Below are 15,288 nucleotides of genomic sequence, written 5' to 3' on the forward strand. Positions count from 1 at the left end.
GGCGGGAGGCGGCGGGTCAGCCGCCCGCACCCCGCCAGATGTTGTCGAACGCGGCTTCGTCGACGGCACGCCGCTGCCGTTCGGAGGCGAGTTCCACCACCGCGTCGTTGACGGCGGCCAGCACGGCCGCGACCTCGTCGTCGGTCACGTCCGGGGCTTCGCCGGTCCGCTCACCGCGGATCCCGGCGGCTTCCACGAGGGCCGCGAGGACGGGTTCGTCCGCGGCCCGGCGGTCCATGGCCCGGCGGCAGGCCGGCGTATCGGCCGGCATCGGCTCGCCCGCGCGTGCGAAGAGTCCGCGGCGGGCCTCCCTCACGAGCTGCCCCTCCCCCTCCAGCGCGGCCCGGTAGGCCTTGGCCAGGCCGCTGCCCCGGCGCCACAGCCAGTCGCCGAGCGACTCGTACGGGGCGTCGCGCACCAGCGTCGCGGCCGCCTCGGCCAGCAGCCGGTCCGCGGGAAGCGGTCCGTCGCCCGGCACGATCCGGTCACCGTCCAACCGGACGGCCCCGGCCCCGGCCCCGGCCCCGGCCCCGAGGAGGTCGACCAGCTCGGCGCCCGCGAGGGCGAGCGACAGATCGCCCTGTTCGGCCGCGCGTTCGGTGCCGCCATCCAGTACGACGATCAGCAGATCCCGTGCAGTCGTCATGAGCCCGCCGTCCCGCGCCGTCGCCGTGTGCCCGTACCCGAGCGCATCGGGCGCTCGGGAGCCAGCTTACAAAGCCCGGGCGGCGAGGGTGCGCGTACCGCACGCACGGTCCGGTTCCACGACGGCCCGGCCGCTCCGGACGCGTCCCCGGACGAACCGGGCTCCGCCGGAGCCCTTCCTCGTCCACGCCGTACCGAAACCGGGGTGCCGGGGCGGCCCCGCTTTGCGACACTGGCCCGATGATCAACGTGCCTGACGCAGCGCTGGATTCACTGTCCGGGCTCGCCTTCGGCGATGCCTTCGGGGACCGCTGGTTCGGCATCCTGCGCCGCGAAGGCCCCGAGGCCCTTGAGGCGAGGATCCTGCCGCCCGAGCCCCTGTGGCGGTGGAGCGACGACACCGCGCAGGCGCTCGTGCTCGTCCGGGAACTCTCCGACGGCGGCGGCACGGTCGACCAGGACCGCCTCGCCCTGCGCCTCGCCGCCGCATACGCCGACGACACGCACCGCGGCTACGGAGCCTCGATGCACGACGTGCTCCGCCGGATCGGCGCGGGCGAGCCCTGGCGGGAGGTGGTGGCCGGGCAGTTCGGCGGCCAGGGCTCCTGGGGCAACGGAGCGGCGATGCGCGTCGCCCCGCTCGGCGCCTGGCACGCCGCCGACCTGGACGCCGTCGCCGAACAGGCCGCCCTCCAGAGCGCGGTGTCCCACCACCACCCGGAGGCGGCCGCCGGGGCGGTGGCGGTGGCCCTCGCCGCGGCCCTAGCGGCACGCAGCCGGGGCGGACCCGCGCCGGCTCCCGCGGAGTTCCTCCGGGCGGTCGCCTCACGGCTGCCGGAAGGCGACGTCCGGTCGGGCATACGGATCGCGTCCCGCATGCCGGCCCGCACCTCGGTCCGGCACGCCGCGGAAGTGCTGGGCTCCGGCTACCGGATGTCGGGGCCCGACACCGTCCCCTACGCGCTCTGGTGCGCGGCGGGACACCTCGACGACCTGCACGACGGCCTGTGGACCACCGTCGCCGGCCGCGGCGACATCGACACCACCTGCGCCATCGCGGGCGGAGTGATCGCCGCCCGCACGGGCACCGCCGCCCTCCCGCCCGCCTGGCACGCGGCCCGCGAACCACTGCCCCCGCCGGGACGGGACCGGCCGCAATAGCCGTACGGCCGTACGGCGGCGTGGCAGGATGGCCGCGTGTGGTCACGACTGCCCTTCGGGGAAGGCTTGCGGGCCGAGCTGGGATCGCCGGCGGGCGCACCGCGAAGGCCGTGACCACCTGGCCCGGATACCCCGCCGGGACTGGAAGTGGGGCACCGCGACCGCTCGCCAGCGGCTGGTCCACCGGCTCGGGGTCGTCGGCGCGATGACGGCCGGCCACGCCTCCCTTGACGGCCTGAGCGGCCTCAGCGTGGCCATGCGCCACCGCGCCCTCGCCCGCTGGCCCACGCTCCGTCCCCTCCCGGCGGAGCGGCCGTGAAACCGGGCGCGCACCTCGCCGGACCTCAACGGACGTGGTTCTTGAGGATGTCGGTGTCGTCGAGGGTCACGCTCACCGGCCCGGGGATCGCCACGGTGTCACCGAAAAGGAACCTCCGCGTGTGGTACCTGCCGTTGACGGGGTCCGTGTGCAGGACCAGGGAGCCGTCGTCCCGGTCGACGAGCAGGTAGACGGGGATCCCCATCTCCGCGTAGGCGCGCGGCTTGTCCTGACGGTCCCTCCGGTCGGTCATCGCGTCGTACGAGGTGACCTCCAGGACCATGACGACCCCTTCGGTCCCGGCCCATTCGCCCCGGCCGGAGAAGTAGCCCTTGGGGGCGAGGACACCGTCCGGACGTGCGCTGCCGTTCCCGTAGGTGGGGGCCCGCAGGCCCTGTTCGGGGTAGAGGCGCAGGTCGGGGCGCTGCCGCAGGCAGTGCTCCAGCAGCCACATGACGACCTCGCCGTGGTCCCCGTCGGGCACGGGCTCCGCTCCCGCCTCTCCGTTGCCCGCGCAGGGCCTGACGGCTGGTCCGGCGTACCGCCGGCGGGGCGTGTCCAGGGTATCCAGCCGGGCCCGGCCCGGTACGCCGTTCAGAACGGAGCGGCCGGCCGCACGACGGACGGGCGACGTCCTCGGATGCGGCTGACGCGGCGGAGACCTTCCGGGGCTTCGGCAAGCACCCGGGCCGAACCGGTTCTACTCCAGCATGCGTTCCGCGTCGTCGGGAACCCAGGGAAAGGGGACGTCAGGCCACCGTGCGGCAGCCCACGCGTCGAGGTCCACGGCGAGGACGGCGTCCATGAAGGCCTGCGGCGGCCGGTATCCGTGAGCGGTGACGTAGTGCGTGATCAGGAAGGGGGCTGCGTAGGCGGTCCCGGGGCCGCCCGGGATCCTTACCTCCCCGTTGCCTTCCGGGGCCTCGCCGTCAGGACACAGGTCGCACTCGTGGACGCCCAGGCAGACGTTCATCCACTGGACCTCCTGAACGGCCTTCAGCTTCTCCACGAACGCCACGGGGACCGTCCCCGTCGAGTACGGCTTGCCGGCTTCCAGCCACCCGACGTTCAGACGGGTGTACGCCGGGCGGTACCAGAGCGCGAAGACGGAGTCCCGCTCCGTGAACGCGTCCTCGTCCTGGTAGTCGTACTCGGTGAGGTCTTCGTAGAACATGCGCCACATCATCGCCGTCCCGCTCCGCCGCCCGTGCGGCCGGGCACGGACGAACGCTGAACCGTCCGCCGCACCGTGGTCCGCCTCCGGGAACGGGCGGCGGACCACGGTGCGGCGAGGCTCAAGGAGGCCCGGTCGGTCAGGAACGCGGCGAGAGCTGGACGATGGCCTCGATCTCGACGAGCTGGTCCGGGACCGACATGTCGCTCACGCCGACGATGGTGTCGGTCGTGCGGTGGTCGCCGACGTACTCCTTGTGCAGCCTGGCGGCGGTGTCGAAGTTCTGGCGCAGGTCCTTGGTGAAGATCTTCATGCTGATGATCTGGCTGCGCGGGGCCCGGTAGTGCGCGAGGACCTTGTCCAGGTTGCCGAGCGCGGTGCGCACCTGGAGCTCGAAGTCACCGGCGCCGACGAAGTTCCCGGCCGCGTCGTGGGACACCTGGCCCGAGATGTAGATCGTGTTCCCGGCTCTGATGCCCTGCGAGTACCCGTAGGACTCCTCCCACGGCACGCCGAACGTGAAGTGGTCCCAGCCTCGGCGCCCCTGCTCCTGCGCGGTGGCTCCCTGCAGACCGGTGAAGGTGATCATCGCGGCCAGGATCGCGGCCACCACGGCACCGATGCCGAGCTTGCGCCTTGACTTGGTCATTCCTCTTGTCCCTTCGTCTCCACTGAAGCCTGGAGCCCCGACGCTGTCACGGCGAAAGGGAGGAGACCTCGAACGGGAATCGAGCGGACGAGGCCCGCCACCCCACCTCCTTGGGGTCAATAACCCTATGGGGTACGGCAGTTGAGGGGAGCGGGCGAGGGCGCCGCCTGGGGCGAGCACCCCTCCGGAGGGAGGGGCGCTCTGCGGTTGTGCCGGCCGGGCGGGTGAGCCGGGCACGCCGGGACCGCGTGCTACAGGATCGAGAACGGGGTCCGGGCGAGGAACTCCGGGCTGGATTTGCCGGTCTGGAACAGGTTGGGCGTCTGGTAGAACGGCATGCTCTCGACGATGCGGCGGTGGAGGGTCGAGTAGGTGCCCTGGAACGATCCGTTCCGCCAGGTCTTGAGGAGCGTCTCGGTGAACAGGCCGTTGGCCCCCACACCGTCGCTGGAGGTCTGGTTGTCCTGGCACCCGGAGATCAGCAGGACGTCGGCCTTGATGTCCTGCAGGTCCAGGGAGGGTACGGAGCGCTGGATCTCGTCGTACAGCTCCTGGTCGCGCTGGTAGTTGCGGAACTGGGCCTCCGGCGGCAGGACGCGGATGCGGGAACGGACCTCGGACGGCTCGCTGGTGTCGAAGGTCCGCTTGAGCTCGGCGTCACTGAGGAAGTGCGAGACGTCCCGCGAGACGGTGCCGCTGTGACAGCTGTCGGACAGCAGGAAGATGCGCACGTCCTCCGCGAAGGTGCCGAACAGGGCGTACAGCTCGTCGTCGATGAACTGCCGGTCGTAGAGCACCCACGTCTCGTCGCGGCGGTCGGGCTCGTCACTGTTCTTGTCGGGCACCTGCGCTCCGTGGCCGGCGTAGGTGAGCAGGAGCATGTCGCCGCCGGTGAGCCGTCCGGCGGCGTCCTTGAGCACGGAGGTGACCTTGTCGGCGGTGGCGTCCTTGGTGAGCAGGGTCGCGCCGACGTCGAAGCCGTTGGTCCTGGCGAGGTCGGTCATGGTGAGGGCGTCGTTCTCGGGGTTCTTCAACTCGCCCTTGGTGCCGTACTTCGTCTCGTCGATCTCGTTGATGCCGATGTGGATGGACAGTCCTTGGGGCATGGTCTTTCCTCCGTGGCTCTGGGGTGCACCACCCGGCTCAGCGCGCGGGGCGGGAGTGTGCCCCGCGTGCGGCGGAAGCCGGCGCGGCGGACGTCCGGTCGGCGGCCGGCGGGCCATGTCGAGGGTGCTCGATCATGCGGCAGGTTCTACCGGCTGCCCCGCCGCGCCCTCCCGACCGGCCGGGCCGACTCACCCCAACGGAGGCACCGCTTCACCGCAGAAACGCCACTGCACCCCGGCGGTCCGGGCCGCGCCCGCTGCGCGTCACCGGCTCCGCTCCGGGCTGCGGAAGGCGGCCGTGGGGTCCGGGGCGGGGTCGGGGTGCGGGGCCGTGGCGAGGGTCAGGCGGGGCAGGGCCTCGGGGTGCTTCTCCGTGAGCCAGGCGATCAGCTGCTCGCGCACCGCGCAGCGCACCGTCCACAGGTCGTCGGCGTCCTTGGCCGTGGCGATCGCCCGTACCACCATCGTGGAGGGGGTGGTCTCGGTGACGGCCACGTCCCAGCCCCGTCCGTCCCACTCCGGGCACTGCCGCAGGATCTCGTGCACCTTGTCGCGTATGAGGTCCACGGGGGCGCCGTGGTCGCAGTGGAGGAAGACGGTGCCGGTCATCTGGACGCCGCCGCGCGACCAGTTCTCGAAGGGGCGGGTGGTGAAGTACGAGACGGGCATGGTGATCCGGCGTTCGTCCCAGGTCCGCACGGCGAGGAAGGTCAGCGTGATGTCCTCGACCACGCCCCACTCTCCGGAGACCACGACCGTGTCCCCGATGCGCACCATGTCGCCGAAGGCGATCTGGAACCCGGCGAAGAGGTTGCCCAGCGTCGACTGTGCGGCGACGCCCGCGACGATGCCGATGATCCCGGCCGAGGCGAGCACCGACGTGCCGAGGGCACGGAAGCTCGGGAAGGTCAGCAGCATCGCCGCGGCCGCGACGACGGCGACGACGGCGGTCACGACGCGCGTGATCAGGGTCACCTGGGTGCGGACGCGGCGGACGCGGGCGGGGTCGCGGGTGCCGGTGGCGTACCGGGCGTATCCGGATTCGACGGCGGCGGAGGCGACGCCCACGATGAGCCAGGCCCCGGCGCCGATCAGGGCGAGGGAGAGGACCCGGCCGACGACGGCCTCGTGTTCCTGGAGCGGCCGCCACCCGGTCCGCAGGTGGGCGCCGCGGAGCAGCGCCGCCAGGAGCACGATCCGCAGGGCCGGGCGGCACCGGCGCAGGGCGTTCCACAGCGGGGTCTCGGGGTGGCGCGCGCCGGCCCGGCGCAGCAGCAGGTCGACGGCCCAGCCGGCCGCGGCGGTCAGCAGGACCGCGGCGGCCAGGACGGCCATCAGGCGGAGGGCGGCGTTCATTCATCTCCTCGGCAGGTTCGGTTCCGGATTGGTTCCGGATTCGGTTCCGGATTCGGACGCGGGCGCTGACGCGGACGCGTCCGCAGGGGGTGTGGACGTCACGCGCCTGCCCCGACCGGGAGGGCCGACACCACACCGCTTCACGGCGGTCCCGTGCCGCATGCGCGGCGCCCGGGCGGGTAACCGCGCCGTGAACGTCCTGACGGAGGCGGCCGGCACCGCGGGGTGGGGGCCGCCGGGAACACGGAAGGGAGAGTGCGCATGTCGCACGTCGAGGAGTACGTCGAGGTCAGCGTGCCCGTCCGCACGGCCTACAACCAGTGGACGCAGTTCGAGGACTTCCCGGCCTTCATGGAAGGGGTGGAGCGCGTCGAGCAGCGCACGGACACGCTCACGCACTGGGTGACCAACGTCAACGGGGTGCAGCGCGAGTTCGACGCGCGGATCACCGAGCAGCTCCCCGACCGGCGCGTCGCGTGGATGACCGTGGACGGCGACACCCGTCAGGCCGGGCTGGTCACCTTCCAGCCCATCGACGCGGGCACCACCAAGGTCGTCCTGCACATGAACTGGGTGCCCGACGGACTGGCCGAGACCGCCGCCGACAAGCTCGGCTTCGTCAAGCGCCAGATCGCCGGCGACCTGAAGCGGTTCAAGCTGTTCATCGAGTCGCGCGGGGTCGAGACGGGCGCCTGGCGGGGCGAGATCTGACCCGGCGCCCCGTCGGGGTCCGTGCTCGGCCGGGAGGCTCCTTCAACTCACCCCGCCCCGCTGTTTATTCGGCGGCGGACACGTACGGCGCGGCCTACGATCGCCCGCATGTCGCTTCGTCGTGCAACACACCTGTTGATGGTCCTCCTCACCGTGGTACTGACCGGGCTGGCCGGCGGCACCGCGGGGGTCGCTTCCGCGCAGGAGACCGGTCCGCCGGCCGGACGTCAGCTGCTCTTCTACAACCACGCCTACGGGGTGCTCGACCGGGAGACCGCCGACGCCATCGAACACTCCGCCTACCTGCGGGACTTCGCCAACTTCCAGGTCCGCACCACGACCGGCGCGGGCGGCGAGACCTGGACCGGCCGGTACCTGATGGGACGCGAAACCTACCTGGAGCTGTTCGGAGTGGGCGACGTCCCCGGCCAGGACGGGACGCTCGGGGCGGGCGGGATGGGGCTCTCCACCGAGCGGGCCGGCGACCTCGCCACCGTCACCGCCCGCCTGCGCGAGCAGGGCGTACCCGATCCGGTCACCTTCCGCCAGACCCGCGACTTCGGCGACGGGGTGCCGGTGCCGTGGTTCGACGCCGTCTTCACCACGGGTCAGTACGACGCCTTCGGCGCCTGGGGCATGGAGTACCTGCCCGAGTACTTCGCCGACCCGCGCGGCAACACCGAGCCCGCCTCCCACCCGGGTGACGTCGGCCGCGAGCGGTACCTGTCCGACGGCTACCGCGACCGCCTGATGCGGGACGTGACCTCGATCCGGCTCGGGGTCACCGCCCGCGACCTGGCTAACACCGTGCCGCTGCTCAAGGCGGGCGGCTTCACCGTACGGGAGCTGCCCGGCGGCGGCGTCCTGGCGCTCGGGGGCGGCACCACCGTCCGGCTGGACCCGGTCGCCCGTGAGCAGGCCGGGCTGCGCCATGTCGAGATGTCCCTCAACCGGCCGGTGCTCCACCGGCACGAGGAGCGGATCGGCCGCTCGACCCTCGTGGTCGGCCCGGGCGACCGGGCCGTGTGGTCGTTCGGGACCGGCCGTTAGGACCCGGGGCCGCCTCCGGCCGGAGGCGGCCCCGGCCGGTACGGGAGCCGTTCACCGGGCCGGGCGGATTGCCCGGCGCCGGGGGGTGTACGGCCCCCCGCACGGGGCAGACGTCTGCGAACCAGCCTGGTCTGGTGAGGGTCCCCGTGCCACCAAGGGGCCACGCACAGTGGCCGACGGCGGGTACGGGTGGTCTTGCTCGGCTTTGTGCGGCCCGGTGCCGCGCGCTTGACGGCCTCCTCCGCGTCCGTTCGGGGAGCCGACCGTGATGGGGCTCTACCTGAACGGCGGACGAGACCGTGTACGCCGCCCTGAACGTCGTCGTGACCACCCTGCGGCAGGACGACCGCGCCGTCGTGGCCGTGTCGGGCCAGCTCGACATGGACACCGGCCCACGCCTCACCGAGGCCGTCAGCGCCCTCGCGCTGCGCGGGCTCGTCCTCACCCTGGACCTGTCGGCCCTCGCCTTCATGGACTCCTGCGGCCTCAACACGCTCCTGCGCCTGCGCCGGCGCGCCGCCCGCGAGGGCGGCAGCCTGGAACTCTGCGGCGTACCCGCGCAGGCCCTGCGCGTCCTGGACCTCACGGGCACGAGCCGCCTGTTCACCCTGCGCCCCTGCCTCGCCACCTGACCTCCGGACCGCTTGGCGGCTTCCGCGCCTCGCGCGGGGGCGCGCATAAACGGCGTAGAGCGGGTAGGCGTACCTACCGGAAGACCACGCACCCGGGACGCCGAGGGTGAGCGACGATGCGGCCACTGACCCAGCACACCGATCTGCCCGAGAGCCAGGCCACGACCTGTGCGCGCCGACGGGCCCACGACCTGCTCGAAACCGCGCACCACACCGGCAGACCCGTCACCGAGGCCGACGAGGACGCGGCGCTGCTGCTGATCAGCGAACTCGTCTCCAACGCGGTCCGGCACGCGCACGGGCCGTACAGCCTGGACCTCGCGCTCACGGACACCGGCGTCGACATCGACGTCACCGACACCAGCCCCGACCGGCCTCGCCCCCGCGCCCCCGACACCACCGGCGAAGGCGGGGGCTACGGCTGGAACATCGTCGCCACCCTCGCCGATCACGTCGCGGTCTACCCGGCGGGCCACGGCGGGAAGACCGTCCACGCCCACCTGCCGTGGCAGACCGACACCCGGTCGGGGTCCCGGGCTCGTCCGCAGGGCTCCCGCAGGCCCGCCTCGGGTGGCGCCGCCGGTCCTCCGCCGTCTCCCCCTCCCGGCCGCCTCGTCACCGAGGCCGTGCTCCACCCGCCGGGAACCGGCGCCCGCCGCCAGGCGTGAAACCGCCCGCCGCCCGCGTTCCGGCCACAGGCCGCGGCGCGCGGGGTGACCGGGGGCCGCCGGGCGGCGTTGACCCGGCATGGACGAAGACTTCCTCGAGGTACTCATGGACGCCACGGCCGAGACCCGCATCAAGCTGGTGACCGCGGACGAGGCCCGCGCGATCATCACCCTGCTCGGCGCCCTGGAGGAGATGGCCGGCTCACGCGAGGTGCGCCTGGCCGCCGGGGAGATGCGCTCCCGCCTCGGATCCCGCCTCGCCTCCCCCGCCGGACCCACCGCTGCCGCGGTGGCGACGCGGGCGGCCCGGCTGACGGCACGGCCACGCGGGTGACCTCCGCGCCGTCCACGGCGCCGCGACGCACCACCGCGCCCACCTCTCCGCGAGGATGCACGGGCCCGTTCCCCCGTCTCTCGCGGCAGGAGTCCTTCCCGTGCTCGAACGCAGGAAGCTCAAGGGCCGAACCCAGGTCACCTTCGTCCTCCCCGAGGACACGCCGGACGGGCCGGTCAGCGTGGTCGGGGACTTCAACCACTGGAACCCCGCCGCCCACCCCCTCCAGTCCCGCGGTGACGGCACCCGCGCCGCCACCGTCGCGCTGCCCGCGCACACCGCGCACTCCTTCCGCTACCTCGCCGCCGGGGACTACTGGTTCGACGACGAACACGCCGACCACCACGACGGCACGAACGGCCGCCTCCACACCTGACGGAATCCGCGAGGGGTGCGTGCGTGCTGCCGTACGCACCGCCCGTAGGGCCGGCCGGTCCTCCGGGGCGGCCGGCGGCCGGGCCCCGCGGCCCGCACGGCACCGGGAGCGGGGCTCGGGCCCGGGGCCGGCCTGCGGGACCGCGCGCCCGGTGAACACGGCCCCCGGGGGTGGAGGTGGGTACACCCCGGCCGGGGGGACAGGTGCAGTGGCCGGGGGCGCCGCGCCCGGCATCGTCGTCCGCACAGGGAACACGAGCGGACGGGCGGGACGGACATGACGGTGGCGGGCGGAACGGAAGCGGCGGGGCGCGCCGGGGTGTGGCGGGCGGCGGGGGTGTTCACCGCGGTCGCCTTCCTGGCGGCGGGCGTGCTGGGGGCGGTGCAGCCGGGTACCGGTGTGCCCGCCGAGGTGGTGCAGCTGACGCAGTTCGGGCCGGCCCTGGGGGTGGGCGCGGTCGCGGCGTACCGGTGGCGGGAGACCCGTGCGCTGCTGCGCGGCGGGAGCGGACGCGGGGCGCGCCGGGCGGTGGCCGTCCTCGGGACGGCCGTCGCGGTCGTCGCGCTGACCGTCCTCGGGTACGCGCTGACGGCGGGGGACGGCGGTTCCGCCGCTCCGGGCGGCCCGCACCACCCCTTCGTCCTGGTCGCGGCGGCACAGCTGGTGGGGGCGTGCGGGGAGGAGGCCGGCTGGCGCTGCTTCCTCCAGCCGCTGCTGCGGACCCGGCTGGGGGTGGTGGCGTCGTCGGTTGCGGTGGGTGTGGTGTGGGGGGTGTGGCACGTTCCGGTGTTCGGGCGCGCCCCGGCCTTCGCGGCGGGCTTCCTGCTGGCCACCGTGGCGATGTCGGTGGTGCTGGGCGTCGCCCTCGACGGTACGGGCGGCTGGTACCGGCTGCTGGTCGCGGGCGGCTTCCACACCCTGGTCAACCTCGGGCTGCTGCTCTTCCTGGACGAGGAGTCCGGGGCGGTCCTGCCGATGGTCTGCTTCGGGATGTCCTGCCTCGCGGTGGCCCTGGTGACCCTGCTGGGCCTGGGGACCCGGAGCCGGGCGGCGGGGGCGGGGCGGCGCGAGGCGGCGGGGGCGGGGCGGCACGAGGCGGCGGGGGCGGCGCCGACTACCCTGCACGGGACATGAGTTCGACAGCCTTCCGATTCCGTGCGGCGGTCTCCCGACGGGTGGCCGCCGTCGGCCGCTGCCAGCTCGCCGGTCTGCTCGGCCTGTGGCTGTCGGTCGTCGGGGCCGGTGTCGTGGGCGCGTTGCTGCTGCTCCCCGTCGGCGTCGGCCACCGGCTGCTGCCTCCGGGGGCGGGTGCGCTGCGCCGCTGCGCCGACCGCGCGCGGCTGCGGGCGCTGCGGTGGTCGGGGGTGCGGACCGGGCGGCCCGATCCGCTGCCCCGCGCGGGGGCCCGTGCGGTCCTGGGGGACGCGGGGTTCTGGCGGGAGCTGGCCTGGGCGTGGCTGGAACCCGTGGTGGGCGGTCTGCTGGTCGCCGTGCCCCCGTCGCTGGTCGTGTACGGGCTGTTCGGGGTGCTCGTGCGGCCCTTCGTGTGGCGGCTGCTCGGCGACGGCAACTGGTACGCCTTCGTCCCCGTGGACGGTACCTGGACGGTGCTCGCGGCGGCGGCGCTGGGTCTCGTCTTCACGGCGGGGGGCCTGCTCCTCGCCCCGCCCGTGCTGCGGCTGCACGCCCGCTGGGGCCGGCGGTTCCTGGACGTGCCGCGCAGCACCGAACTCCACCGCCGGATCGAGCGGTTGACGGAGACCCGGGCCGACGCCGTGGACGGGCGCGCGGCCGAACTCCAGCGCATCGAGCGGGACCTGCACGACGGGGCCCAGGCCCGGCTGGTGGCCCTGGGGATGCGCCTCGACAGCGCGACACGGCTGCTCGACGACGATCCGAGGGCCGCCCGGGCCGCGTTGCTGGAGGTGCGCGAGCTGTCCGCGCGGGCCCTTCAGGACCTGCGCGAGCTGGTCCGTGGCATCCAGCCGCCCGTCCTCACCGACCGGGGCCTGGGCGACGCGGTGCGCTCCCTGGCGCTGGACAGCTTCCTCGACGTGAACGTCGACGCCCGGCTGACGGGACGGCTGCCGGCGGCGGTGGAGTCGGCCGCCTGGTTCGCGGTCAACGAGCTGCTGGCCAACGCGGCGAAGCACTCCGGTGCCGGCCGCGTCGACGTGGTCCTCGTCCACGACGGGGCGTCGGCCGACGGGGCGTCGGCCGACGGCCCGCGGCTGCGCGTCACCGTCACCGACGACGGGCACGGCGGGGCGGACCCCTCGCTGGGGACCGGACTGCTCGGCGTCCGCAGGCGGTTGGCTACCTTCGACGGGAGCCTCGTCCTGCACAGCCCGCGGGGCGGCCCGACCACAGTGACCCTGGAGATCCCGTGCGCGTCGTCCTTGCCGAAGACCTCTTCCTGCTGAGGGACGGCCTGGTCCGTACGCTCGGCGAGCACGGTTTCGAGGTCGTCGCCGCGGTGGACAACGGTCCGAGCCTGCTGCGGGCCCTGCTGGAGGAGCGGCCGGACGTGGCCGTCGTGGACGTGCGCCTGCCGCCGGGCTACACGGACGAGGGCCTCCAGGCCGCCCTCGAAGCCCGGCGCCACCGGCCCGGCCTGCCGGTCCTCGTGCTGTCCCAGTACGTCGACCAGCTCTACGCGAACGAGCTGCTGGCGAGCGACGACGGTGGCGTGGGCTACCTCCTGAAGGACCGGGTCACCGACACCGGCCAGTTCGTCGACGCCGTGCGCCGCGTGGCGGCGGGCGGCACCGTCCTGGACCCGCAGGTGATCGGCCGGCTGCTGAAGCGCGGCGAGGCCCGTGGCAGCGTCTGCGCCCTCAGCCCGCGCGAACGCGACGTGCTGGAGCTGATGGCGGAGGGCCGCTCCAACGCCGCGATCGCGGGCGCCCTCCACTTCAGCGAGAGCGCCGTCGCCAAGCACACCGCGAACATCTTCGCCAAGCTCGGCATCGCCCCCTCCGCCGAGGACAACCGCCGGGTACTGGCCGTCCTCGCGTACCTGCGGCGCTAGGGGTGGTGCGAAAGTCCTGCACGATGCCCACGGCGCCCGGCACGCACTCTCGCCGCACCGGCCGAAGCCCCGAGTACGCCCAGTACGAGGGCCTTCGCCCGGCACGCCGAGAGCACGCACCGGACACCGCGGGCACCGCACAGGACTTTCGCAACACCCCCTGGCTGTATTGATCAGGGCAGCCGCGGCGGGGTCCAGGCGTGGTGGCGGAGGATCATGCGGGTGGTGAGGCGGGAGGGCGTCAGCCGCATCCCGGTGTTCCGCAGGGCGACCGCCAGCGGGTGCGAGAGCCGGTGCCCCATCCGCCCGGCCTGACGGGCGGCCCGCGCGACGGCCTGGCTGCGCGGCCGGCGCTCGGCGTCGTAGCGGGTGAGCGCGGCTTCGACGGTGGGCCCGGCGGCGAGCGCGGCGGTCAGGGTGACCGCGTCCTCCAGGGCCTGGCAGGCGCCCTGTCCGAGGTTCGGGGTCATGGCGTGGGCCGCGTCGCCGAGGAGTGCCGTGCGCCCGGCCGTGTACGAGGGGAGCGGCGTACGGAGTTCGTGCACGTCGTGGTGGAGCACGGCTTCGGGCCGCGTCGCGTCCAGCAGCGCGGGGATCGGGTCGTGCCAGTCGCGGAAGCGCCGGTGCAGCTCGGCCAGCGGGTCCGCGAACCGGGTCCCGGCCGGGAGGGCGAGGACGGCGTGCCACTCGGCCCGCCCGTCGTGGAAGGCGATGTGCCCGAACTCGGCGCCGCGCCCCCAGGTCAGCTCGAAGTCGGTGCGCAGGGCGACCGGCCGCTCGGTGATGCCGCGCAGCACCGCCGAGCCGCTGTGGACCGGCCCGGGGTGGGCCGGGAAGAGGTGGCTGCGGATCCTGCTGCCGATCCCGTCGGCCGCCACCACCAGGTCCGCGTCCATGACCCGGTCGCGGCAGACCACGCGGGCCGTCCCGGGGCCGGTCCGCTCGACCGCGGCCGCCTCGGAGCCGGTCAGCAGGGTCCCGGCGGGCAGGGCGTCGAGGAGCAGCCGGTGCAGGGTGGCGCGCGGGATGCCCATGATCGGCGTACCGACCCGTTCCTCCAGTACCCGGCCGTCGAGCCGGGCCAGCAGGCCGCCGCGCGGCGTACGGGTGCCGCCGGTGTACTGGCCGCGCGAGGCGGCGCGTACGGCCTCGCCGACGCCGAGTTCGTCCAGTGCGCGCAGGCCGTTGGCGGCCAGCGAGATGCCCGCCCCGGTGTCCTCCCGCAGGGCGGCGCGCTCGACGACCGTGACGTCCCATCCGATGCGGCGCAGACCGATCGCGGTCGCGAGCCCGCCGATGCCCCCGCCGACCACCACTGCCGTGCCGCCCATGTCGAAGCCCCCGTTCTTCTACACCTGTAGAAAGAAACCCTATCCGACTCTCTACAGGTGTAGAAAGGGGTCATGGCTTCCGACCGGCGCACCCACCTCGCGGACGCGGCTCTCGACGTACTCGCCGACGAGGGGATCCGCGGCCTGACGCACCGTGCCGTGGACCGCCGGGCGGGCCTGCCCTCCGGCACCACCTCGGCCTACTTCCGTACCCGGGCGGCGCTCCTCACCGGCCTCGTCACCCGCCTGGTCCAGCTCGACCAGGCGGAGCTGCGCACGACGGCCGGGGAACTCCCGCCGCTGCGCACCGTCGAGGACCTGGTGGACGGCATGGCGCTGCTCACCCGCCGGCGGCTCACGGGCGAGGGCCGCCGCCGCTCGCTCGCCCGGTACGCCTGCGCCGTCGAGAGCGTGCGCGATCCCGAGCTGCGCGCGATCCTCGTCCCCCGCGAGAACGCCGGCCGGGAGGCGGTACGGCTGTTCCTCTCCGCGCACGGGGCCCCGGACGTCGAGGAACGCGCCAACGCCCTGCTCACCTGCGTCGACGGACTGGTCTTCGACCGGCTGGTCAGCGGCGGCGAGGTGGCGCGCGAGGCCCTCGAAGGCCTGGTGGCCGCCGCCCTGCGGCCGGGGAGGTGACCAGGGGCGGTCCCCCTCCGGAACTCCGGGGCCGTCAAGATGCCGTCGGCACGGCGTCAGCAGTGCGTCAGGGCGCCCGGCCCGGGCCCCGCCCGGTCCTACCGTC

At 74.2% G+C, this 15,288-nt stretch carries 18 protein-coding genes; 11 read left to right on the forward strand and 7 right to left on the reverse strand.

The annotated features are described in order from the left end of the window. Window positions 1-16: 16 nt before the first annotated feature. Window positions 17-646 carry a GOLPH3/VPS74 family protein gene (locus tag AC069X_RS05080; RefSeq protein ID WP_478725246.1) on the reverse strand — a complete coding sequence of 210 codons (630 nt, stop codon included), beginning with the start codon at window positions 644-646 and terminating at the stop codon, window positions 17-19. 239 nt (window positions 647-885) lie between these two features. Here AC069X_RS05080 and AC069X_RS05085 point away from each other — a divergent pair, with 239 nt between their 5' ends. Further along, complete coding sequence (locus tag AC069X_RS05085; RefSeq protein WP_478725247.1) at window positions 886-1,806, forward strand: ADP-ribosylglycohydrolase family protein; 921 nt, start codon at window positions 886-888, stop codon at window positions 1,804-1,806. 344 nt (window positions 1,807-2,150) lie between these two features. Here the strand turns inward: AC069X_RS05085 and AC069X_RS05090 are convergent, their stop codons facing one another. The 5 genes from AC069X_RS05090 to AC069X_RS05110 all read right to left on the reverse strand — a co-directional run bounded on the left by AC069X_RS05090 (window position 2,151) and on the right by AC069X_RS05110 (window position 6,410). Beyond that, entirely contained in the window at window positions 2,151-2,723 is a 573-nt protein-coding gene (locus tag AC069X_RS05090; protein WP_478725752.1) for a Uma2 family endonuclease, read from the reverse strand. Between the two features lie 102 nt (window positions 2,724-2,825). After that, window positions 2,826-3,299 (reverse strand): DUF7919 family protein, encoded by a 474-nt coding sequence (locus tag AC069X_RS05095; protein WP_478725249.1) that lies wholly within the window; start codon window positions 3,297-3,299, stop codon window positions 2,826-2,828. A 139-nt stretch (window positions 3,300-3,438) separates the two neighbouring features. Then, window positions 3,439-3,948 carry a RidA family protein gene (locus AC069X_RS05100; protein WP_478725251.1) on the reverse strand — a complete coding sequence of 170 codons (510 nt, stop codon included), beginning with the start codon at window positions 3,946-3,948 and terminating at the stop codon, window positions 3,439-3,441. 251 nt (window positions 3,949-4,199) lie between these two features. Then, window positions 4,200-5,054: a caspase family protein gene (locus AC069X_RS05105; protein ID WP_478725253.1), complete on the reverse strand. Its 855-nt coding sequence runs from the start codon at window positions 5,052-5,054 to the stop codon at window positions 4,200-4,202. Window positions 5,055-5,318: 264 nt separating this feature from the next. Then, complete coding sequence (locus AC069X_RS05110) at window positions 5,319-6,410, reverse strand: mechanosensitive ion channel family protein (RefSeq protein WP_478725255.1); 1,092 nt, start codon at window positions 6,408-6,410, stop codon at window positions 5,319-5,321. A gap of 261 nt (window positions 6,411-6,671) precedes the next feature. Between AC069X_RS05110 and AC069X_RS05115 the strand changes: the two genes are divergently transcribed. The 9 genes from AC069X_RS05115 to AC069X_RS05155 all read left to right on the forward strand — a co-directional run bounded on the left by AC069X_RS05115 (window position 6,672) and on the right by AC069X_RS05155 (window position 13,212). Then, complete coding sequence (locus tag AC069X_RS05115; protein ID WP_478725257.1) at window positions 6,672-7,121, forward strand: SRPBCC family protein; 450 nt, start codon at window positions 6,672-6,674, stop codon at window positions 7,119-7,121. A 108-nt stretch (window positions 7,122-7,229) separates the two neighbouring features. Continuing rightward, window positions 7,230-8,171 carry a DUF5829 family protein gene (locus tag AC069X_RS05120; protein ID WP_478725258.1) on the forward strand — a complete coding sequence of 314 codons (942 nt, stop codon included), beginning with the start codon at window positions 7,230-7,232 and terminating at the stop codon, window positions 8,169-8,171. A 299-nt stretch (window positions 8,172-8,470) separates the two neighbouring features. Beyond that, entirely contained in the window at window positions 8,471-8,803 is a 333-nt protein-coding gene (locus AC069X_RS05125) for an STAS domain-containing protein (RefSeq protein ID WP_478725260.1), read from the forward strand. A 116-nt stretch (window positions 8,804-8,919) separates the two neighbouring features. After that, window positions 8,920-9,471 (forward strand): ATP-binding protein, encoded by a 552-nt coding sequence (locus tag AC069X_RS05130; protein WP_478725262.1) that lies wholly within the window; start codon window positions 8,920-8,922, stop codon window positions 9,469-9,471. Window positions 9,472-9,550: 79 nt separating this feature from the next. Then, entirely contained in the window at window positions 9,551-9,805 is a 255-nt protein-coding gene (locus tag AC069X_RS05135; RefSeq protein WP_478725263.1) for a hypothetical protein, read from the forward strand. A gap of 100 nt (window positions 9,806-9,905) precedes the next feature. After that, the gene (locus AC069X_RS05140) at window positions 9,906-10,181 is read left to right on the forward strand and encodes an isoamylase early set domain-containing protein (protein ID WP_478725264.1); all 276 of its coding nucleotides are present in this window, start codon (window positions 9,906-9,908) and stop codon (window positions 10,179-10,181) included. Between the two features lie 282 nt (window positions 10,182-10,463). Beyond that, window positions 10,464-11,315, forward strand: coding sequence for a CPBP family glutamic-type intramembrane protease (locus AC069X_RS05145; protein WP_478725266.1), 852 nt, complete (start codon window positions 10,464-10,466; stop codon window positions 11,313-11,315). Beyond that, on the forward strand, window positions 11,312-12,604 hold the full coding sequence (locus tag AC069X_RS05150) for a sensor histidine kinase (RefSeq protein ID WP_478725268.1): 1,293 nt from the start codon (window positions 11,312-11,314) through the stop codon (window positions 12,602-12,604). Before AC069X_RS05145 ends, AC069X_RS05150 begins: the two co-directional genes overlap by 4 nt. Beyond that, window positions 12,568-13,212 carry a response regulator transcription factor gene (locus AC069X_RS05155; protein WP_478725270.1) on the forward strand — a complete coding sequence of 215 codons (645 nt, stop codon included), beginning with the start codon at window positions 12,568-12,570 and terminating at the stop codon, window positions 13,210-13,212. The genes AC069X_RS05150 and AC069X_RS05155 overlap by 37 nt, the downstream gene beginning before the upstream one ends. Window positions 13,213-13,385: 173 nt before the next feature. Here AC069X_RS05155 and AC069X_RS05160 read toward each other — a convergent pair whose 3' ends face one another. Then, window positions 13,386-14,543, reverse strand: a complete 1,158-nt coding sequence (locus AC069X_RS05160; RefSeq protein WP_478725271.1) for an FAD-dependent monooxygenase — start codon at window positions 14,541-14,543, stop codon at window positions 13,386-13,388. Window positions 14,544-14,615: 72 nt separating this feature from the next. Here AC069X_RS05160 and AC069X_RS05165 point away from each other — a divergent pair, with 72 nt between their 5' ends. Then, entirely contained in the window at window positions 14,616-15,182 is a 567-nt protein-coding gene (locus tag AC069X_RS05165) for a TetR/AcrR family transcriptional regulator (RefSeq protein WP_478725273.1), read from the forward strand. Window positions 15,183-15,288 lie beyond the last annotated feature (106 nt).

It is taken from the genome of Streptomyces sp. NPDC043896 (assembly GCF_056435605.1).